The organism is Pseudomonas sp. R1-18 (assembly GCF_051132095.1).
In the GTDB taxonomy this organism is placed as follows: domain Bacteria; phylum Pseudomonadota; class Gammaproteobacteria; order Pseudomonadales; family Pseudomonadaceae; genus Aquipseudomonas.
The window spans coordinates 4,317,604-4,338,268 of record NZ_CP071658.1; the positions used below are offsets into that span (position 1 = coordinate 4,317,604).

A 20,665-nucleotide genomic window follows, 5' to 3' on the forward strand; every position below is an offset into this window, starting at 1 on the left:
CCGTCACCACAGAATTAGCGTCATCGAGGTTTTTGAAATGAATGTTTTGATTATCGGCAGCGGCGGTCGTGAACACGCTCTGGCCTGGAAAGTCGCTCAGGACCCGCGCGTTGCGAAGGTTTTCGTAGCACCGGGCAATGCCGGCACGGCCACCGAGGCGAAGTGCGAGAACGTTGCCATCGACGTACTGGCCCTTGAACAACTGGCGGACTTCGCCGAAAAGAACGTATCGCTGACCATCGTCGGCCCGGAAGTCCCGCTGGTAGCGGGTGTCGTCGACCTGTTCCGCAGCCGCGGCCTGGACTGCTTCGGCCCGACCGCAGGCGCTGCCCAGCTCGAAGGCTCCAAGGCGTTCACCAAGGATTTCCTGGCACGGCACAAGATTCCAACCGCCGACTACCAGAATTTCACCGAGATCGAGCCGGCTCTGGCCTATCTGCGGGAGAAAGGCGCGCCCATCGTCATCAAGGCTGACGGCCTGGCGGCCGGCAAGGGTGTCATCGTGGCCATGACCCTGGCCGAAGCCGAAGAAGCGGTACGTGACATGCTGGCCGGCAACGCGTTCGGCGAAGCCGGTTCGCGCGTTGTCATCGAAGAATTCCTCGACGGCGAAGAAGCCAGTTTCATCGTCATGGTCGACGGCAAGAACGTACTGCCGATGGCGACCAGCCAGGACCACAAGCGCGTCGGCGACGGCGACAGCGGCCCCAACACCGGCGGCATGGGCGCGTACTCCCCTGCTCCAGTGGTGACGGCCGACGTTCACCAGCGGGTCATGGATCTGGTCATCTGGCCAACCGTCCGCGGCATGGCTGAAGAAGGCAATGTATACACCGGCTTCCTCTATGCTGGTTTGATGATCGACAAAGCAGGCAACCCGAAAGTCATCGAGTTCAACTGCCGCTTCGGCGATCCGGAAACCCAGCCGGTCATGCTGCGTCTGCAATCCAGCCTCGTCTTGCTCGTTGAAGCGGCGCTGGCTCAGGCGCTGGACAAGATCGAAGCCCAGTGGGACCCGCGCCCGAGCCTGGGCATCGTCCTGGCGGCTGGCGGTTACCCTGGCGATTACGCCAAAGGCGCAGCGATCGAAGGCCTTGAAGCGGCCGCACAGCTGGAAGGCAAAGTCTTCCATGCCGGCACGGCGCTGCAGAATGGGCGTGTCGTAACCAGCGGCGGTCGCGTACTGTGTGCAACGGCGCTGGGCCAGACTGTGGGCGAGGCGCAACAGAACGCCTACGCGCTGGCTGCGAAAATCAGCTGGGATGGCAGTTTTTATCGCAAGGACATCGGCTATCGCGCCATTGCCCGTGAGCGCGGTGAAAGTCAGGAGTAACCCTTTCGCGCCCGCTCTGCAAAAGAGCGGGCCCGATGGCTCCGGGGCTGCGAAGTGGTAACAGGCATTTACTCGCGAAGGGATCTCATCGTGCGCTGGCTCAGGATTGCCATAGCTTCAACCGCCGGGTTAATGGCCCTGCTGTTCATGCTGTCCGCCAATGCGCAGCATGGCGGCGGCTGGTCGGTATTGCTCGACGGCGACGCAAGTCTGCAACTGAGCGATGTCCGCTCGGCGCGTTACGAAAATCAGTTCAGCCCAGTCGAATTGCCACGTATCGCCGCCGCCGAACGCGACGGTGCGTTATGGCTGCATTACCGGCTGCACCCCTCGCGACACGAACAGCTGCTGCGTATTTTTGCGCCAGACCTGGCATCGGCCGACATGTACATCATGGAAGGCGAACGGCTGGTGGATTATCTGCGCACCGGCAACGACGTTGCCCGGCGTGACCAGCGACTGCCCTCCAGGGATTTCCTGCTTCCGGTGCCGCAGAGCACCGTTGCGCTCGATATCTACCTAAGGCTGGTATCCACGCAGAAGATGCGCCCCAGCATCACCCTGGAACCGGCTATCGAAAGCGCCGCCAGTGAGCGCGAACCGCTGTTGTACGGGTTGCTTTTCGGTGCGTTGGGGATGTTGATCATCCAGAACCTGACGCGCTATTGGCATACCAAATCGCGCAGCAACCTGTGGCTTGCCGCCTGCGAATCCTTGCTCGCGCTAAGCGCGTTGCTGCTGCTCAATCTGCCAAGCCTGGTCCTGGGCCTGCAGATCGCCCAGACACCGGGCGCTCACCTGGCGCTGCTGCTCGCCGCCATCACCGGCCTGATCTACACGCGCTGCTTCTTCACGCACCGCAGTGCCAAAACTCTGGATCGACTGCTGCTGATCGATATCTTGCTGATGTCGATCGGCGTGCTGCTGATAGCGACCTTCGACAACCTGCCGTTGAACGTGCTGAGTTTTTCTCTGGTAGCCCTTACCACCGTGAGCATTCTGGCCGTCGCCGTCTGGCATTGGCAAAAAGGTTATCGACCCGCACGTCTGTTCGCCATGGCGATGATCATTTTCAACATCGGCTATCTGGTGATCCTGCCGGGCCTGCTGTGGTTGAGTCTGGTACCGCCGCAACTGCTGATTCTGACCTTGCTGGGCGTATTCTGCGCCAGCGGCCTGTTGATGAGCATTGCGCTCAGTGAACGGCATCGCAGCATCACCGAGGACAACTTCAGCATCAGCCGCGAGCAAGCCGCCAGCGCTGCGGAAATCAGCGCCAAGGCAGAGTTTCTCGCCAAGATCAGCCACGAGATCCGCACGCCAATGAATGGCGTGCTGGGCATGACCGAGCTGCTGCTCGGCACGCCGCTGTCGGTCAAGCAGCGCGACTATGTCCAGACGATTCACAGTGCCGGCAACGAGTTGCTGACGCTGATCAACGAGATTCTCGACATCACCAAGCTGGAGTCCGGGCAGATCGAGCTGGATGACGTGCAGTTCGACATCGGTGCGTTGATCGAGGACAGCCTCGATATCTTCCGCGCCAAGGCCGAGCAGCAGCACGTCGAGCTGATCAGTCTGGTGCAACCGCAGGTGCCTCGGGTCATCAGCGGTGACCCGACACGCTTGCGGCAGACCCTGCTCAGCCTGCTGGAAAACGCCCTGAAGAAAACCGAAGAGGGCGAAATCTTTCTGGCTGCCTCGCTGGACACGTCCAAACCCGGCAAGCCCCGGCTGCGTATTTCCGTGCAGGACAGCGGCGACCCGCTGACCGCGCAGGAGCGCGATGCTCTGCTCAATGCCGAGCTGCACAGCAAGAACTTGCTGGCCAGCAGTAAACTCGGCGGGCATCTGGGGCTGGTGATCGCGCGTCAGCTGATCGTGCTCATGGATGGCGAGTTTGGTATCCAGCCCGGCAGCACTCAGGGCAGTACGCTTTGGGTGACGTTGCCGCTGGACCCCAAGCTGCTGGAACAACCCACGCTGGATCTCGACAGCCCGCTCAAGGATGCCCGGGTGCTGGTGGTGGACGATAACGATACCTGCCGAAAGGTGCTGGTGCAGCAGTGCAGCTCCTGGGGATTGAACGTCAGCGCCGTCGCTTCCGGCAAAGAGGCGTTGGCGCTGCTGAGGACCAAGGCGCATCTGCGCGATTATTTCGATGTGGTGTTGCTGGACCAGAACATGCCGGGCATGACCGGCATGCAGCTTGCGGCGAAGATCAAGGAAGACCCGAGCCTGAATCACGACATTCTGCTGATCATGCTTACCGGCATCAGCAACGCGCCCAGCAAGATCGTTGCCCGCAATGCAGGCATCAAGCGCATTCTTGCCAAGCCGGTGGCGGGCTATACGCTCAAGACCACTCTGGCCGATGAGCTGACCCAGCGTAGCAAAGGCGTCCCGGCGTCCCACCTGCAACCGGCGCTCAATCCGTCGCCCATCGTGCCCGGTGACTTCCGCATACTGGTGGCCGAAGACAACAGCATCTCCACGAAGGTGATTCGCGGCATGCTTGGCAAGCTCAACCTGAACCCGGACACCGCCAGCAACGGCGAGGAAGCTCTGCGAGCCATGAAAGCCCAGCGCTATGATCTGGTGCTGATGGACTGCGAAATGCCGATCCTCGACGGTTTTTCGGCCACCGAGCAACTGCGCGCCTGGGAAGTAGGCAACCAGCGCGTACGCACCCCCGTGGTGGCACTGACTGCGCATATCCTGAGCGAACACAAGGATCGCGCCCGTCAGGCCGGCATGGACGGGCATATGGCGAAGCCTGTCGAGCTGTCGCAGCTGCGCGAACTGGTCGAACACTGGGTCTCGCGGCGCAACTGACAGGCCGACACAGCTTGTAAGGCAAGAGCGCTGACAAGATCCAGTGAGCCCTGGATCGAGCGGATCCTGGGCGATCAGGGCCTGCAGATTGTCAGTCGTCCGATGGGCGTTTCGTCTGCGCCCTGGCGGCGCAGATCATTTTTACCGGGATCCGTGGCTATCTCATTCCATCCCACGGAGCTTACTGTCACGCCGATCAAGCCGGGGTCGGGTCGAACGGCAAGCCGGTTTTTTTTTGCTCGACATCCGGTGGGGTCGAGCACTTCAGCGGCAATATCCTTTCCCTTTGACTGCCCGACAGATAAGCCTCGACTTTGTCTCGTACCTTTTCATACTCTTTCGCGCTCCACTCGCGCCGCAGCAGCTGCACCTCGACGGCACCCTTGATCTGCTTGCCAGTGACAGGCTGCCGAAGCAGGCTACCGGCAAGAGTCGCCGTTGTCCTGAGGCTCACCCACAAACAGGACAAGGTTCCGTTTGGCTCAAAAGCACTGAGCAGCAGTGCGATGGCGGACTCAACCTCAGGATCCTCCGGGGTGCCCGTACTCTCCGTGCATGGCGCTAGTACCGTGTGGCGGAACAGTTGCTGGGCATCCTGATCAGGCCAATCATTCACGCATTTCAATGCCTGGCGAACCTGCTCTACTGGGCCGGCAGGAAGCGCCGCCAGGAGAGCTCGCTCGACGACGGATTCGACTGTCAGCGTGTCCGCCTCATCCAGCTCGAAGGTATGGGCCTCGAATTCATTACCTACCCATTTAAGCGCGCGCAGTGCTTTGTTGTGCTCGAACAGCCATTGCGCAGGCGACTCGAACCTCGATGTCTTTGTATCCGCCGTCACTTGGGCGAATAGCAGTGAATCGGCGACATTATTCAGGATGGGTGACTGCTGCGGCTCCGTACAGGCGACTAAATGACCTGCAGCAACAAATGTTGTTCTGATTTTATCCATTACACTTACCTGTGTTCAGCGGACAAAAAAGAGCCGCCAATAAGGCGACTCGTCTAACTGCTATTTTTTCAAACCAGCGAAGAAATCTTCGGACTCGCCTTGGAGGTGATCCAGAATCAGCTGTCGGTTGCGCTCGAAAGAAGATTTATTGAATTGCACGCCTTTCGCCAGACGCTTTATATCCAGCTGGCTCGAAGACCACTTCCAGAACAGCGCCCCGCCAGACGACCTGCTATAGTCACAGTGCATGGAAAGCAGATAAGTAACCGGGATGCCTTCTTTTGACTCTATACAAGGCATGATCCGGAAACGCGCCAGTGTCCCGCGTTTGCTATTTCTCTCGAACAGCTTCATGAGCGGATCATTCTTCTGCAGCTTGTCGAGCACCAAGCCCATAAGGGACGCCACGGTAGCCGCATTTGGACCAGCCACCAGGCTGATAAGCTCAAGGACGATGGCATCCATGGTGATGGATTTGTCCTTCGTCGAGTACGAACCGTACTCATGCCCGCCAACCGTCAACCAGCCGGCGTGCCTCATAGCCTCGGCGTAGGACCTCAACCACGCGATAGGGTCTTCATCGATATCGTGCTTGCTGGTGGCCACGGTTTCTGCAAACTCGACACCCAGCATGACGGCGTCGCGGTTTTCAGCGCTCAGCCCGTCGCCAAATGCAATGACCGACGGGAAGTTCTTGCCTACTTTGCCGATATCATCGTCGCCCCCCTGGTCACCGCTACGAGAAGTTGCGGCCATCAGCGTGCTGCGAACTTGGGGCAGCGGTGGGAGGTTTCGAAAATATCCATCGGATTCTTCAGGGGTCGGTAGTTCGAAAACGTCCAGGTTTTCCATTGTGCATTCCTTGCATTAGTTGGATTTTGGTAGAAGCGGTGACTGCTTGGGTCACGTCCCAACGTTAGTACTACTTTCTCAAGTGCAACGCCATAAGGTTTTTCCATTCATGACAACTCCCGACGGGAGACGGATATTGCGCTTGATATACACAGATCAACGGATCTGCTTACATTCCACCCTGGGCGAGGACAAATAAACTAACTGATGCTAAATAGTGACATTTTGTATGAATGCATTTGCTTTGTTCTTTAGGTATCGGGTGACGTCTTTACGATGCGGCGCATAAACGTTGCTATCAAAAGTGTATCCGCCGCCTTTGAAGTGGAACAGCAACCTGCGTCCCCCAGCGGAATACCCGTCGACGCTCAAATGCCGCCCGCACAGCAGCATCAGGCTCTGGCCGGACCCGGACTTAGCGCCGACACAGCTTGTAAGGCAAGAGCGCTGACAAGATCCAGTGAGCCCTGCCTGGTCGCCCTCTCGCCTGATAGACTTCCTCGCCCTCCTCTGCATTCGCGAGTTGAACCATGCTCCATGTGCTGTCCAGCGTGTACTTGAAGATGTTGGTGCTTTACAGCCCGTTCTTCGTGCTGTCCTGCTTCATCAGCCTGACCCGAGGTCACTCGCGCAAGGAGCAACGGCGTCTGGCCTGGAAAGTGGCGCTGGCGACGCTGGTATCGAGCGTACTGCTGTACCTGTTCGGGCGGGTGATCTTCGAAGTCTTCGGCATCACCGCGGATGCGTTTCGCATCGGGGCGGGGAGCGTGCTGTTCATTTCGGCGCTCGCGATGGCGCAGGGCAAGTCTGCGGTACAGACTGACAACGTCCAGCAGGATGTCACTATCGTGCCGTTGACCATTCCGCTTACCGTCGGGCCGGGCACCATCGGCGCACTGCTGGTCATGGGTGTAAGCCAGCCTCACTGGGATGACAAGCTGACCGCCATCCTCGGCATCGCTCTGGCGAGCTTGACCGTCGGCGTTGTACTGTTTCTCTCGGGCAGGATCGAGCGGATCCTGGGCGATCAGGGCCTGCAGATTGTCAGTCGGCTGATGGGGCTTTTCGTCTGCGCACTGGCGGCGCAGATCATCTTTACCGGAATCCGGGGCTATCTGGTGCCATAGCCGCCGGATAGCAACTTACCAGCGACTTCAGATCTGAACGTCCCGTATGAGCGCATTGGCCTTGGTCGCAAGATAACGGCTCACATCTTCCCGATAGGTCGCATAAGCCTTGGCGTCGAAAAGATAGCTCCCGCCTTTGAAGTAGAAGAGCAGCCTGCGACCGCCCGCCGAAAACCCATCCGTGTTCAGATGCAGGCCACAGAGCAGCAGTAGACTCTGATCCGGCTCGGATCTGGCGCAAGGCACGATCTGGAAGCTGCCGAGGCGACCTTGATCATAACCCTGCTGGAAATACGCTTCGGCGGCTTCATACACCCCCATCGCAGCGAATGACCGTCGCACGAGCTGACCAAGCTGGTCCCCACCTTGCGTTCCGGTAATGCGGAACGTCGCCTGCATCAGGTCTTCAGTGCTGCTGATCAGCAACGAGTCGTCCATCACCAGGCTCTTTCGCCGCAACCCTCTGGCCTGTAGCCGGTTGCGATAGTAGTGCATCCAAGTGGTCCATTGGCCTTTAAAGTCATACACGTGGCTGGCGAACAGCTGAGCATCGAGCAACAGATTTTGAATATCCGCTCGTTCCTGCTCTGCGATCCCTGGCCCGAACGCCACCACGCTTGAAATATCACCCAGCCGAGCGGCGCTGCCTTCATTTGCAGTCATGGAAATCTCCCATTTTCAATAACAAAGCGGCATCACAAACGCATGATTTCTTTCGCGGCCCGTGCTGCCAGAGCATCCCGGACGGTCTGGCGCACAGGTTCAAAGACCTGACGACTGAAGACGAAAGCCGCCCCGGTGTAACGCACGGCCATTTCGCCGGCCAGTACTTGCCAGAAGTACCTGGAAGGCCTGAGACCGGTGGTCATCTGCATGCCACACAGCAGAATGGTCGCTTCATCCTCTTTGGTCTGGATGCAGGGCACGACCTGAAAGCTCTCCGAGCGACCGGCGCTGAACCACGAACCGAAGAAATCCTTTGCCTGCTCGCTGGCCATCAGGCTGTCGAGGGACTGGCCGAAAAGCTGACCCAGCCCGGGAACCGCCATCACGCGGCGGGGAAACCGCAACCTGCCAAGCTCGCTGAAGCGATGAATTTTTAACGTGCCGCCCGCGAAGTTATCGGTCCTGCGCGCTCCTTTCTCGGCAATCGAACGCCGGTAAGTATCCAGCCACGCCGACCACTGTCGCCGGGGCGAGAAGCTATCGTCCGCTGCAAGCTGGGCATACAGAAGACAGTCCAGGAGGTCCTGCCGCAAGCCGGGAATCATGCCCTCGCTGAAAGACACCAGATTTGAGGCCACCAGCACGCAATCATGGTTGTTCGACATTCTGCGCCTCCGTCCATGGCTTGATCAGCGCGGCTCTCCTGTCCAGAAGCGCTATGGCGAAGGCTTCACGAAACTGTCCATACAAGTGATCCGCCAAGCGCATCGAATAGACCGTCAGCTCGACGTTGCCGCTCAGGCTTGTCGCTTCAAGCGGCTCAAACATGAAGTCGCGCTTCAGCAGCTGGCGAGTGACGAAATGCAGCACGGCAATGGTCAGAGTGCCGTGTGCGTCGACAAAGCCCATCTGAAAGCCCAGCGTGGACGCGCCGGGCTTGAGCACTTCGGACTCGACCCGCAACGTCTGATCGGCCAGCAGATCAAGTGCTTCGGCCTGCGGTGGCTGACGAACCAGACGCTCGGCTTCGCGCACCAGCGTTTCGTCGACGGTCGCGCTCAGCACACGGGCGCATATCTCCCAGACTGTTTCGCTACAGTCGCGCGGAACCGGCTCGCTTATATGCTCGCTGCGCTGCAACACCCAGCCGAAACGCATGGAGGCAGCAAGCCAGGTGTCCTTCCATTGCACGAATTCCAAAAGTTTTTTATGTCGCCTGGAAGCAGCAAGTTGGCAGTACAGCAGAGAGTTCATAACATCGCCGTTTCGCGCGGCATCGGCGGGTTCAGCGAAGAACAACAGACACCCTGCGTTAATGATCGGACTATTCAATTGTTGAGTCATGGATGATTCCTTTATCCGGGAAGCGGAGGCGATCGACGCCTCCGCAAACAACTCCATCAGATTTCGAACTCTTCAATTGCTGTCCTGGCGTTAACAGCCAGTCGGTTGCGAACAAGTTCACGGTGACCGGAATAAAGCCTGCTATTGAGAGTCATGAAGTTTTCCCCTCGGTAAGTGTCGACGTCGGTGTTGTTCCACTCCCAGAACAGCACGTTAGTGACACTCAGCGCGGACCGGAAGGCGACAGCGCCCATCGCCATGTTCACGCTGCCATCTTCCGACTCATTGCAGGATGCGATGCGGAAGCTGCCGCCGCTATGCGTTTTGATCTCGCGCTCGAAAAGTCCCAGCGGCTCTTCCTTTGCGCTCAGGGCGGTGATGGCGTCCTGCGCCACTGTCAACATGGCCAGCGACGCGGGCCCCGGCAACGCAGCCGCCGCGATAGCCGACTTGACTATCTCCAGCCCGACCTTGTCCATGGTGAAGCGCTGCTGACTGGCGTGGTAACGACTGTAGTTCCACTTGGTCGACACCCAGCCGAGCGTTGCCAGCACTTTGTGGAAGTGCTGATACCAGTCCTCGCTACCCTTTTCCCGGTCGGGATCGTAGTTGGCTGCAAGCGTCGCGAACAGAAGCGAGTCCAGGACGTCGTCCTTGTTCTGGCGCGATACGCCTTGCGCGAATGCCACCAGGCTTCCGCTCATCACGGCCGCGTCGGCCGGTTCGGCGCCAGCACGTGTGGCAGGTGCGGAGGGTATGGCCGGCGCTGCGGGTGCGGCCATCAGGGCCGCATGTTCGGCAAGTGAATGCATGCAGTCAGCAAGACCGCAGGCCGCAATATAATCGAGACGTTCAGTGTCATTCATGGTGATTTCCTGCTCTATCCATTAATCCGTTAATTGATCTTGTCCTGAGGACGAAACCAGATTAACGGAATAACCGAGATAGGAAATTACAGGCCAGCGAGCACCGAACGGGTAAAGAACCAGGAACAAGCTTCGTGCTTTGACACAGCAGAAAAACCGTGACTAGTCCGATCCCCTTGTAAACATGGGACATTGGAAAGTTCATATCTACTGCGAAGAAATAAACTACAAGCAATGGTGTAAGCCAGGTAGCAATTCTCTCGAAGGTGCAGCCAGGGCATCCGACACTATTGCGGACGATTACGTCGGGACATCAGCTGTTTCTCACATCCTGACGAATCGATTCTCAGAAGACGTGGGCGTCAACCTGTAGGTCTTTCGCCGTACCAGCGTGGTGTGTACACCCAGGCTCCGCCTGCGGGTCGGCTAAAGGTGCAAGTGGTGGATGAGCCGATCAGCACCATGGTGCGCATGTCCACCTGCTCTGGAGTTAGCTGTTCCAGGGTAATGATGCGCAGGGTCTGGCCAGGACGGCCGATATCTCGGCCCAGCGTCACCGGAGTTTCAGGGCGACGGTGCCGGCGGACGATTTCCAGCGCGCGGCCCAGCTGCCACGGCCGCGAACGCGAAATCGGGTTGTAGAACGCCAGCGCCAGATCGGCCTGGGCGGCGAGGTCCAGACGTTTTTCGATCACCTCCCAGGGCTTGAGGTTGTCCGAAAGCGAAATCACGCAGAAGTCGTGCCCCAACGGCGCGCCTGCCTGAGCGGCGGTGGCCAATGATGCAGAGACACCCGGAAGGATTTCCAGATCGACCGCGTGCCATTCCCTGTTATCGGATTCGTGCAGCGCTTCGAGCACCGCCGAAGCCATGGCGAAGACGCCCGGATCGCCGGAGGACACCACGACGACCGAGCGCCCTTGGGCAGCCAGCTCGAAGGCGTGACGGGCACGCTGCATTTCCTCACGGTTGTCGGTGCAGTGGAGGATCTGGTCGGGACGAAATGGCCCGGCCATGCGTACATAGGTTTCGTAGCCCAGTACGTCATTGGCCCGCGCAAGTTCAACCTTGACCGCTGGCACCATGAGGTCCGCAGCGCCCGGGCCGAGGCCGATCACGGCCAGCCGACCGCGTGGCCGACCGATGAGCTGCACGTCCAACGGCTGGCTGGCAACCGCGATCGCTATGCCGTCGCCTTGGGAGATTGGCGGCAGCAGCTGCGGGACCGCGTTGCGCGCCATGTCCTCGGCCGAGTGTGCTTTGACGAAACGTACCGGCACATCCAGTTCGGCAGCGGCCTGATGCAGGTGTGGATCGGCCAGATGTGTATCCCCGGCCGCCAGACAGGCCAGGGCTTGCCCGGCGATGCGCGCCTGGCGCAAAGCGCTTCGGATGCGCTCGGCCAGATCCGGCGCCGGTTCGCTTACCGCCACGAGCACGCTGCGTGGATAAATCAGCAGTTCGGTAGCCGACGGTTCACGCTCGGCACAGCTGACGCGGATCGTGCGCTGAGCCTGCGGATCCTCGGATAAACGGGCCTCGGCGAGCCACGGCGCGTCGCCGTCGATGCGCACTTGTTCGCCGGCAAGCAGGTCTGACACAAAACGCTTGCCCAGTTCCAGATCACCCAGCGCGTATCCCGCCGGCGGGTTGAGCAGGCAAGTGCCGAAACGCAGCTCTCCGCTGGTGGTGATTGCAGGCGCGATACCCAGCCCGGCGGCAATCTCGCGGGCCATGACATTGACGCCACCCAAGCCGCCGAGCAACGGAACCACTGCGCTGCCATCTTCGGCGACCGCGAGAACGGCTGGCTCGACGCCCTTTTCCAGGAGCAGCGGAGCCAGAGTGCGGATTACGATTCCGGCCGCGCACAGCGCGATGATCGGCGTGTTCTTCTGATACAGCTGACGCAGCGTCACACCAAACTCGGTGTAGACACTGTCCGCGCCTTCGACCCGTTCGGCCAGTCCATGAATCAGAGCGCCGGGATAAATCTGCTGGATACGCCGCGCGGTCGCGAGGCTGCCATTGCCCAGGATGACAATGGCCGGAAGGTAGTCAGTCATCAGCCCTGCCACCTCTCTCCGGGAACGATGATCAGCGAGAAATACGGCGACGACGAGGGATCGACCTGATCAAGGGGCACGATCTTCTGATTGCTCATGGTCGCCCGCTCGACGTACAGCGCACGCTCCGCCAGACCCAGCTCGCCGAGCACCTGCCGGACTTTCGGGAAGTTGCGTCCCAGCTTCATGATCACCGCCGCATCGGCGTCGGCGAGCTTGCGCTTGAGTTCATCATGGGACAGCACGCCGGACAGCACCGACAGGCTCTGATTGCGGTACACCAACGGCGCGCCCAGCACCGAGGCGCCGCCAAGCATCGAGCACACACCAGGAATCACTTCGGCCTGATATCGGTCGGCAAGGCGATCATGCAGGTACATATAGGAACCGTAGAAGAACGGGTCACCTTCGCAGATCACCGCCACGTCACGGCCGGCGTCCAGATGCGCGGCGACATCCAGGCTTGCCTCGTCATAGAAATCGCTGATTACCTGCTCGTAGGAAAGCGGTGCGGGCAGCGCTTCAGTAGTGACCGGATAAACCAGCGGCATCAGTGTCTGGGCGTCCTGCAAGTGGTTTTCGATGATACCGAAGGCGTTGCCTTTCTTGCCCTTGGCGACGAAATACGCCACCACCGGCGATTCGCGCAGCAGGCGCAAAGCCTTGACGGTGATCAGCTCCGGGTCGCCAGGGCCGACGCCCAGGCCAATCAATCGACCGCGTGCGTGCATCATTCGATCTCCGTTGCCAGCGCATTGACCGCCGCCACCGCCATCGCGCTGCCGCCGCGGCGGCCCTGCATGATCACGAACGGCACTCCTCGGCTGTCGGCCGCCAGCATCGCCTTGGATTCCGCCGCACCGACGAAGCCGACCGGGAAACCCAGAATCAGCGCGGGCTTGGGCGCGCCCGCGTCGAGCATTTCAAGCAGATAGAACAGTGCGGTCGGCGCGTTGCCGATGACCACCACGCTGCCTTTCAGATACGGCCGCCACAATTCAAGCGCCACGGCGGAACGGGTGTTGCCCAGTTCCTGAGCCATTTCGCGCACGCCTTCATCGTGCAGCGTGCAGATGATCTGATTGTTGGCTGGCAGACGGGCACGGGTGATGCCTTCGGACACCATCCGCGCATCGCACAGGATCGGCGCACCCGCTGCCAGCGCATTGCGCCCGGCGGTACCGGCACCGGGCGAGAAGCGCAGGTCCTCGATGACCTCGACCATGCCGCAGGCATGGATCACGCGCACGGCGAGTTTTTCCAGGTCGGCGGGGATCGTGTCCAGGCGCGCTTCGGCGCGAATGATCGAGAAGGAGTTGCGATAAATCTCCTGACCATCGCGGATGTAATCAATCATGCAGTGCTGCTCCGTGAGTCGGCGGCCAACTGCGCGCCGACTGCTTCAATAGTGAGGTCACGCGCACGCAGCACGCCGAAACCGGGGCGTGCTGCATCGCGAAAATAAAGATCGTAGCGGCCCGGCGCGACCGCCAGCAGCGTCACTGGCGCGACATGAGCAGCAGCGCAGGAGCGCGAACAGCCGGTCAGATGCACCGACTGGCCGACAGGCAGGTGAGCGGCGATCCGCAAGGCATCGCTCTTGGTGTCGGCAAGCCCCTTGGCGCAGCCGGCGCTTCCGGTACACGCGGTGATTCGTGCCAGAGGTTGCCCGGCACTGCAGACCAGACCGGCGCTCTCCAATGCAGCCAGCAGTTGCGGGACCTGAGCGACGGGCACATTGGGCAACAGCAGGCTTTGCCACGGGGTCAGGCGCAGGCTGCCGTCACCCAGTGTGGCGGCCAGTCGCGCGACATTGGCGAGCATCACATCGTCGAGTCGCCCGAGTGGCACCGCACCGCCTACCGCCACCAGGCCGGATCCGGCTTGTGGATAAACCCCCAGATGGCCGTCCTGAGCAGCCGCTGGCCGCTGCCAGCCGGTTACTTTTTGATCAACTCGCAAATCGACATTCAGGCGCGTGGCGAGCTGAGCGAGCACTTCAGTGCGCGACAACTCGGCCAGCAGATGGCGCATGCGCGTGTGCTCGGGACGAGCCCGATCAAGGAACAATTCCAGCAGCGCGATCACCAGCGCGTGGCCCTCGGCCAATGGCACGGCGGCCAGCGGCCGATCATGGGCCGGGCAACCGGCCAGACCGAACGCCAGCCATAACTCGCCGTCCACGCTCAGGCCCGAGAGCCAGATATCGTGCGGATGCTCCAGCATGACCAGCCCTTCGCCCGCATCCAGCGACAACGCGAACTTGGCGGACAGTTCATGGAAGCGCGGGTGGCTTTCCAGCGAACCGAGAATCCGTGCTGCCAGCGGCCTCGCATCGAACAGCATGTGCGGGTCCAGGCCGGCCGTTGGGCTGAGCAGCAGATTGCGCACGTCGTCGCTGTCGGGATTGGCCGGGCCGAGCCCGGCGTCCATGAGCGCCTGGATCAATCCGTCATGATCGGTACCGATGCCGCGTATCTGCAGGTTGGCCCGATTGGTCACCTCGATCACACCCTGCGCGTAAGTGCGCGCCGCCTGCGCCACAGCCAGCGCCTGCGCGGAACTGATCATGCCGCCCGCCAGCTTGATCCGGCAAATGCCACCGTCCAGCGCCGGGACGATACGCAACAACCCCGGACAGGCCGAGGGACGTAGCGTTGCGAAGGCGGGTCGAGCGGACTTCTGCTCGTTCAAAGGATCACCGGTGTGGACTTTCTGTGGCCTGGCTGGAATTTCAATGGGCGCTTGTGCCCCTTGGGCGCGGTATTATGCCTGCTTTGTCCGCAGGCATGAAAAGACGCTCTGTCGGAAGTTCGGATCGAGGTAACTGCATGACGCCGTGGCTGACAGTCGTGGGAATCGGGGAAGACGGCTACAAAGGCCTGGGCAAGAATGCCCGGCACGCCCTGCTGCGCGCCGATCAGGTGTTCGGCGGCCCGCGTCAGCTGGCTTTGCTGCCACGCTGCATTGGCGCCGAGCGACGTGCGTGGCCGAGCCCCTTCTCGCTGGATCCAGTAATAGCCCAGCGCGGCGCTGAAGTCTGCGTACTGGCCAGCGGCGACCCCATGTTTTTCGGCGTCGGCGCCAGTCTTTCCCGTGTGGTAGCCGCCGAGGAAATGCACGTAATCCCCGCGCCTTCATCCTGCTCGCTCGCCGCGGCCAGGCTCGGCTGGGCTTTGCAGGACGTTTCCATCGTCTCGGTGGTCGCGCGGCCGCTGGCGGCGCTAAATGCTCATGTTCACCACGGCGTACGGATTCTGGTGCTGAGCAATGACGGCAGCAGCCCTGCGGCCATCGCCAGCCTGCTGCGGGAGCGGAAGTTCGGCCCCAGCCGCATGACGGTGTTCGAGCACCTGGGCGGCGAAGCCGAACGACGCGTCGAGGGCCTGGCCGGCGACTGGGGCAACCCTGAGATCGCTGCGTTGAATCTGGTAGCCATCGACTGCCGCGCCGATGCGACCGCCACGCGCCTGACGACACTGGCCGGGTTGCCCGACGGCGCATTCGAGCATGACGGCCAGCTCACCAAGCGCGATGTGCGCGCGATGACTCTCGCGCGTCTGGCACCGGTGCCGGGCGAGCTGCTGTGGGACGTCGGCGCCGGGTGCGGTTCCATCGGCATCGAATGGATGCGCGCCCATCCAACCTGTCGCACGCTGGCTATCGAAGCCGATGAAGGTCGCCAGCAATTGATCGAGTTCAATCGCGATGCTCTGGGCGTGCCGGGGCTGCAACTGGTACGCGGCACCGCGCCGGACGCCCTGCATGGGCTGGAGCGTCCGGACGCGATCTTCATCGGCGGCGGCGTCACGCGCCCGGGGGTGCTCGAAGCCTGCTGGGAGCAACTGCGCTCGGGTGGCCGGCTGGTCGCCAACGCCGTGACCCTGCAAAGCGAAAGCGCGCTAATGCTCTGGCGCGAACGCCACGGCGGCGAGCTGACGCGGATTCAAGTCGCCCACGCCAGGCCGCTGGGCGAATTCGACACCTGGCGCCAGGCGCTGCCGATCACCCTGCTGGATGTGGTCAAGCCCTGATGCGCGAAGAAACCGCCGAACAACCTGCCCCGCTGCGCAGCGGGCTGACAACCGGCAGCTGCGCCACCGCGACCAGTCTGGCGGCAGCGCGGCTGTTGCTTGGCGGACCGGCCGATGATGCGGTGGACATCACACTGCCCAAGGGCAAGCGCGTGCAGATGCGTCTGGAGTTCTGCCGCCTTGTGAAGGGTGCCGCCGAAGCCGGAACCATCAAGGACGCCGGCGATGATCCAGATGTAACCCATGGCGCACTGGTGTTCGCTCGGGTCAGTCTGAGCCCGGCGCCCGGCGTGCGCTTTATGGCGGGCCCGGGCGTCGGCACTGTGACCCGGCCCGGTCTGGTACTGGGCGTCGGCGAACCGGCGATCAACCCCGTGCCACGGCGGATGATGAGCGAGCATCTTCAGGCACTGGCTGAAGAGCGCGGCTATGCGGGCGGCTTCGAGGTCAGCATCGGCGTCGAAGACGGCGAGGCGCTGGCGCTGAAAACCATGAACCCGCGCCTGGGCATTCTGGGCGGACTGTCGATCCTCGGAACCAGCGGCATCGTCCGGCCATTTTCCTGCGCGGCGTATATCGCCTCGATTCATCAGGGCATCGACGTAGCCGTGACCAATGGCTACCTGCACATCGCCGCCTGCACCGGCAACGCCAGCGAAGACACGATGCGCCGGGTATACGGAATCCCGGACATTGCCTTGATCGAGATGGGCGACTTCGTCGGCGCGGTGCTCAAGCATCTGCGCAAGGTGCCCGTCGACAAGCTCAGCCTTTGCGGCGGCTTCGGCAAAATCAGCAAACTGGCCGCCGGCCATATGGACCTGCACAGCCGCCACTCCAGCATCGACCTGCCACAGCTGGCGGGCTGGGCGGCGGATGCGGGTGCCGATGACGCGTTGCAACAGCAGATTCGCGAGGCCAACACCAGCCAGCAGGCACTGGCCTTGTGCTCGGCTGCGGGCGTCCCGTTGGGCGACGTGGTCTGCGGCCATGCGCGGGATTTCGCCCGCAGCGTGGTGCCCGCTCAAGTTCAAGTGGAAGTGTTCGCCATCGACCGTCAGGGCGGCATCGTCGGACACGCAGGCCTCGAATGAAGGTAAAGCGATGAAACGTATTCTGCTGCTGGGCGGCGTGACCGAGGCACTGGCGATCGCCCGCACTCTGGGGCCGCAAGACATTTACAGCCTCGCGGGTGTCGGTCGCGTGCCAACGGATCTGCCATGCCGCGTCAAGGTCGGTGGTTATGGCGGCGCTGACGGCCTGGCCCGATTTATCCGCGAACAGCAGATCGATCTGTTGCTCGACGCCACTCACCCCTATGCCGCGCAGATCAGCCGGAATGCCGCCCTCGCGGCCCATACGTCGGGTATTGCCTGCTGGGGACTGCGACGTGCCACGTGGCAAGCCGGGCCGGGCGATGACTGGCGCGAGGTTGCCGACTGGTCGGAGCTGACTACTGCGCTTGGCCCTTTCCAGCGACCATTGTTCACGCTGGGCCGGGAACCGCTGCAGCATTTGCATGAAATCCCCGAACACCAGTTCTGGACCCTCCGCGCCCTGGACGCCTGCCCCGGCAACAATCGTTGTGAAGTCTTCGGCGCACGTGGCCCGTTCCATCTGGAAGACGAACGCGCCCTCTTCGAAAGCCGCCGGATCGACGTCCTGATCAGCAAGAACAGCGGCAGCAGCTCCACCGAACCCAAACTTCAAGTCGCCCGCGAACGTCGCGTGCCGGTTCTGATCCTCAAGCGGCCAGAGCTTCCGGATGTGGATCGGGTGTTCTGGAGTGTGGAGGAGGTGCTGGGGTCGCTGAGGCGGTAGTCCCCCTTTGCACTTGCCAGTCCCGCTCAGGCTAAATGACGAGATTGCCACCAAGGATGAATACCAATGTTAAAAAAAATCCTGCTAATCGCCGCACTGCTGATGCCAGCTTTCTTCGCGCACGCTCACGAATATACGATCGGCGAGCTGACGATTCGTCATCCCTGGTCGATGGCGCTGCCGCCGAATGCTCCGGCAGTGGCGGCCTATTTCACGATCGAGAACAACGGCGATGCCGCGGACAGCCTGATCAGCGTCGACAGCCCGCTTGCGGGTCAGGCGCAGTTGCATGAGCATGTCGAGGTCAACGGCCTTATGAAGATGCAGCAGGTGCAAGCCGTGGAAGTGGCGCCGCACGCCAAGGTCAGTTTTGCGCCCATGGCTTATCACGTGATGCTGCTGGACATCAAAGACCGCGCGCGGCTGGTCAGCGGACAGCGGTTTCCGCTGACGCTGCATTTCCAAAAGGCCGGAGCGATCGAGGTGCAGGTCGTGGTACAACAGCAGGCACCTGAACAACAGCATCACCATCAGCATTGAGTAATCCGTCACGTTGAGCAGCATGCGTCGCCACCGCACCAGGTCCATCGTTCCTCGCAACCATCGAGGCGCGTTGCTGAGCCTGTTCGCCATGCTGATGATTTTCCTCGGACCGCTGGTTTCCCAGTCGATGCCGATGGAACAGCACAGCGGGATGGCGATGTCCGTGTCGGCGGCGACGGACCACGGTACGGCATCAGGCGAGCACGCCCATCACCGCAGCGAACACGCAGCACCCGCCGAGGCCGCCGACTCCGGCATGGCCGACCACGCGTTGTGGGCCAAGTGCGGTTATTGCACGCTGCTATTCAGTTGCCCCGCGCTGCCTCAGGTGCTGGAACTGGTTGCGGCGGATCCGCCCAGGCCCGCCGATTTCTTTGTCGCCCTTGCCCAACAGGGCCATGCGCGGCAAGCCATCTTCCCCAACGCGCGCAGTCGCGCTCCGCCCCGACGCCTGACGGCCTGAATCCAATCATGATTTCGCGCCCTGCTTTCAGCCAAGCCTGAAAGCAGAGCGTGCCGTTTGTCCCTGTCGGGGAGCGTAACCCGTGACCAAACCTACCGTTTCTTTTTACAACCTGGCCTGGCGCTGGCATTTCTATGCCGGACTGTTCGTGGCGCCGTTCATGATTCTGCTGTCGCTGACCGGGATCATTTACCTGTTCAAGCCACAGTTGGACAACCTGATGTACAGCGATTTGCTGGATGTAACGCCAGCGCACCATTCGCTCAGCGCCGATGAGTTGCAGCAGCGCGTCCTGCACCGCTACCCGCAAGCCGCGATCAGCCAATACTTCCCGCCGGTCAGCGCCGAGCGCAGCGCGCAGTTCAGCATCGTTGCCGATAACCGTGACCTGAACGTTTTCATCAACCCGTACGACGGCGAGATCCTTGGCAGCCAGGATGCGAAAGACAATCTGCAGGCCATCGCCCGGGCGCTGCATGGCGAGCTGATGATTGGCACCGTTGGCGACCGTTTGATCGAACTGGCTGCGGGCTGGGGCATCATGCTGGTGATTTCCGGGCTGTACCTGTGGTGGCCGCGTGGTTCGAAGGCAGCGGGCGTGCTCTGGCCAAGGCTGAGCAGTCGCGGTCGGGTCCTGTGGAGGGACATGCACGCAGTGACCGGTTTCTGGGGCTCTTTGATTCTGCTGTTCATGCTGCTCAGCGGCATGACCTGGACCGGCATGTGGGGCAAGCAGTACGCCGACCTGTGGAATACCTTCCCAGCGGCGATGTGGAACGATGTGCCCAAGTCCACGCAAATGGCCGGAGAGCTGAACACAGCAACCTCCCAGACTGTGCCGTGGGCACTGGAAAACACGCCGATGCCGCAGTCGTCCGGCGCCCACGCCGAACACATGCACCATCACGACATGTCAGCAGGCCCGGCGGCACCGAAAGTCTCGTTGCAACAGGTGGTGGACATCGCGACGGCTCGGGGCGTCGAGCCGGGTTACAGCATCACCGCGCCCAAGACCGCCGAGGGCGTGTTCACCGTCGCGGTATTTGCCGACGACCCGCGCAACGACGCGACGCTGCATATCGACCAGTACAGCGGCAAGGTGCTGGCCGATGTCGGCTGGGAGGATTACAGCGTGGTTTCGCGCGCCACCGAGCTGGGTGTGATGCTGCACGAAGGCAAGTTTTTCGGCTGGCTCAATCAGCTGCTGATCTTTCTGGCGTGCCTCATGATTTTGCTCAGCGCGGTCAGCGGGCTGGTGATCTGGTGGAAGCGCCGCCCCAAGGGCAGCCTTGGCGCACCGGCATTGCGGCATGACTTGCCACGCTGGAAAACGGCCATGGTGATCATGTTCTTCATTGCGGTCGCGTTCCCGCTGGTGGGCGTTTCACTGGTCGCGGTCTGGCTTTTTGATCGAATAGTTTTTTCCCGCTTTGCTAAATCTTCGGTGGCAGCTTAAATTGCTGGCTACGAGGCCCGAAACCGCCGGGCGGTTTTGTGATGAATTCCTCACCCGACCGGTTCGGGCCTCGTTCGATTCAATGAAAAAGCCGCCTCCGGGCGGCTTTTTCATTTGACGCACCAACTTCGCCCCTATCTGCGCACCACGGCCCGACTCAGGCCCCAATCAGGTGCGCCTGCCCGCTTGCAGAAACCTTTAACCTCGACCCACGACCCCGTTTTCCCGGCTGGGCACAGCCTTTGCTTGGCAGCTCTTACAACAGAGATCTGCCCAACCAGAAAACCAAACGAATGGAGTCAGTCCA

Annotated in this window: 19 protein-coding genes and 1 pseudogene; 10 read left to right on the top strand and 10 right to left on the bottom strand. The window is 61.3% G+C overall.

The window, feature by feature from the left end; all coding sequences use genetic code 11:
- Positions 1 to 37: 37 nt before the first annotated feature.
- The 3 genes and pseudogenes from purD to J3P77_RS19730 all read left to right on the top strand — a co-directional run.
- Entirely contained in the window at positions 38 to 1,333 is a 1,296-nt protein-coding gene (gene purD, locus J3P77_RS19720; RefSeq protein WP_434678249.1) for a phosphoribosylamine--glycine ligase, read from the top strand.
- Positions 1,334 to 1,423: 90 nt separating this feature from the next.
- Positions 1,424 to 4,168 carry a response regulator gene (locus tag J3P77_RS19725; RefSeq protein WP_434678250.1) on the top strand — a complete coding sequence of 915 codons (2,745 nt, stop codon included), beginning with the start codon at positions 1,424 to 1,426 and terminating at the stop codon, positions 4,166 to 4,168.
- Between the two features lie 51 nt (positions 4,169 to 4,219).
- Positions 4,220 to 4,338: pseudogene (locus tag J3P77_RS19730) on the top strand (MarC family protein); the annotation flags it as partial.
- 26 nt (positions 4,339 to 4,364) lie between these two features.
- Here J3P77_RS19730 and J3P77_RS19735 read toward each other — a convergent pair.
- Together J3P77_RS19735 and J3P77_RS19740 are read right to left on the bottom strand one after the other, a co-directional pair.
- The gene (locus tag J3P77_RS19735; RefSeq protein ID WP_434678251.1) at positions 4,365 to 5,120 is read right to left on the bottom strand and encodes a hypothetical protein; all 756 of its coding nucleotides are present in this window, start codon (positions 5,118 to 5,120) and stop codon (positions 4,365 to 4,367) included.
- A 60-nt stretch (positions 5,121 to 5,180) separates the two neighbouring features.
- Positions 5,181 to 5,972, bottom strand: coding sequence for a hypothetical protein (locus tag J3P77_RS19740; protein ID WP_434678252.1), 792 nt, complete (start codon positions 5,970 to 5,972; stop codon positions 5,181 to 5,183).
- Between the two features lie 530 nt (positions 5,973 to 6,502).
- Here J3P77_RS19740 and J3P77_RS19745 point away from each other — a divergent pair.
- Positions 6,503 to 7,099: a MarC family protein gene (locus tag J3P77_RS19745; protein WP_434678253.1), complete on the top strand. Its 597-nt coding sequence runs from the start codon at positions 6,503 to 6,505 to the stop codon at positions 7,097 to 7,099.
- Between the two features lie 27 nt (positions 7,100 to 7,126).
- On the opposite strand, the gene J3P77_RS19750 is transcribed toward J3P77_RS19745, so the two are convergent.
- The 8 genes from J3P77_RS19750 to cobG form a co-directional block, all read right to left on the bottom strand.
- The gene (locus tag J3P77_RS19750) at positions 7,127 to 7,762 is read right to left on the bottom strand and encodes a hypothetical protein (protein WP_434678254.1); all 636 of its coding nucleotides are present in this window, start codon (positions 7,760 to 7,762) and stop codon (positions 7,127 to 7,129) included.
- Positions 7,763 to 7,794: 32 nt separating this feature from the next.
- On the bottom strand, positions 7,795 to 8,430 hold the full coding sequence (locus tag J3P77_RS19755; protein WP_434678255.1) for a hypothetical protein: 636 nt from the start codon (positions 8,428 to 8,430) through the stop codon (positions 7,795 to 7,797).
- On the bottom strand, positions 8,414 to 9,109 hold the full coding sequence (locus tag J3P77_RS19760; RefSeq protein WP_434678256.1) for a hypothetical protein: 696 nt from the start codon (positions 9,107 to 9,109) through the stop codon (positions 8,414 to 8,416). The genes J3P77_RS19755 and J3P77_RS19760 overlap by 17 nt, the downstream gene beginning before the upstream one ends.
- A gap of 56 nt (positions 9,110 to 9,165) precedes the next feature.
- Positions 9,166 to 9,975, bottom strand: coding sequence for a hypothetical protein (locus J3P77_RS19765; protein WP_434678257.1), 810 nt, complete (start codon positions 9,973 to 9,975; stop codon positions 9,166 to 9,168).
- A 362-nt stretch (positions 9,976 to 10,337) separates the two neighbouring features.
- On the bottom strand, positions 10,338 to 12,041 hold the full coding sequence (cobJ, locus tag J3P77_RS19770; protein WP_434678258.1) for a precorrin-3B C(17)-methyltransferase: 1,704 nt from the start codon (positions 12,039 to 12,041) through the stop codon (positions 10,338 to 10,340).
- Complete coding sequence (locus J3P77_RS19775) at positions 12,041 to 12,775, bottom strand: precorrin-2 C(20)-methyltransferase (protein ID WP_434678259.1); 735 nt, start codon at positions 12,773 to 12,775, stop codon at positions 12,041 to 12,043. The genes cobJ and J3P77_RS19775 overlap by 1 nt, the downstream gene beginning before the upstream one ends.
- Positions 12,772 to 13,398 carry a precorrin-8X methylmutase gene (locus J3P77_RS19780; protein ID WP_434678260.1) on the bottom strand — a complete coding sequence of 209 codons (627 nt, stop codon included), beginning with the start codon at positions 13,396 to 13,398 and terminating at the stop codon, positions 12,772 to 12,774. The genes J3P77_RS19775 and J3P77_RS19780 overlap by 4 nt, the downstream gene beginning before the upstream one ends.
- Positions 13,395 to 14,735: a precorrin-3B synthase gene (gene cobG / locus J3P77_RS19785; protein ID WP_434678261.1), complete on the bottom strand. Its 1,341-nt coding sequence runs from the start codon at positions 14,733 to 14,735 to the stop codon at positions 13,395 to 13,397. The genes J3P77_RS19780 and cobG overlap by 4 nt, the downstream gene beginning before the upstream one ends.
- 137 nt (positions 14,736 to 14,872) lie before the next feature.
- Here cobG and cbiE point away from each other — a divergent pair, with 137 nt between their 5' ends.
- The 6 genes from cbiE (at position 14,873) to J3P77_RS19815 (ending at position 20,358) form a co-directional block, all read left to right on the top strand.
- Positions 14,873 to 16,075 (top strand): precorrin-6y C5,15-methyltransferase (decarboxylating) subunit CbiE, encoded by a 1,203-nt coding sequence (gene cbiE, locus J3P77_RS19790; protein WP_434678262.1) that lies wholly within the window; start codon positions 14,873 to 14,875, stop codon positions 16,073 to 16,075.
- The gene (locus J3P77_RS19795; protein ID WP_434678263.1) at positions 16,075 to 17,169 is read left to right on the top strand and encodes a cobalt-precorrin-5B (C(1))-methyltransferase; all 1,095 of its coding nucleotides are present in this window, start codon (positions 16,075 to 16,077) and stop codon (positions 17,167 to 17,169) included. The genes cbiE and J3P77_RS19795 overlap by 1 nt, the downstream gene beginning before the upstream one ends.
- A 10-nt stretch (positions 17,170 to 17,179) precedes the next feature.
- On the top strand, positions 17,180 to 17,896 hold the full coding sequence (locus J3P77_RS19800; protein WP_434678264.1) for a cobalt-precorrin-6A reductase: 717 nt from the start codon (positions 17,180 to 17,182) through the stop codon (positions 17,894 to 17,896).
- Positions 17,897 to 17,962: 66 nt separating this feature from the next.
- Positions 17,963 to 18,436, top strand: a complete 474-nt coding sequence (locus tag J3P77_RS19805) for a copper chaperone PCu(A)C (RefSeq protein WP_434678265.1) — start codon at positions 17,963 to 17,965, stop codon at positions 18,434 to 18,436.
- Between the two features lie 22 nt (positions 18,437 to 18,458).
- On the top strand, positions 18,459 to 18,902 hold the full coding sequence (locus J3P77_RS19810) for a DUF2946 domain-containing protein (RefSeq protein WP_434678266.1): 444 nt from the start codon (positions 18,459 to 18,461) through the stop codon (positions 18,900 to 18,902).
- Between the two features lie 82 nt (positions 18,903 to 18,984).
- A complete protein-coding gene (locus J3P77_RS19815) occupies positions 18,985 to 20,358 on the top strand; it encodes a PepSY-associated TM helix domain-containing protein (RefSeq protein ID WP_434678267.1) in 1,374 nt (457 codons plus the stop codon).
- The last annotated feature ends 307 nt before the right edge of the window (positions 20,359 to 20,665 follow it).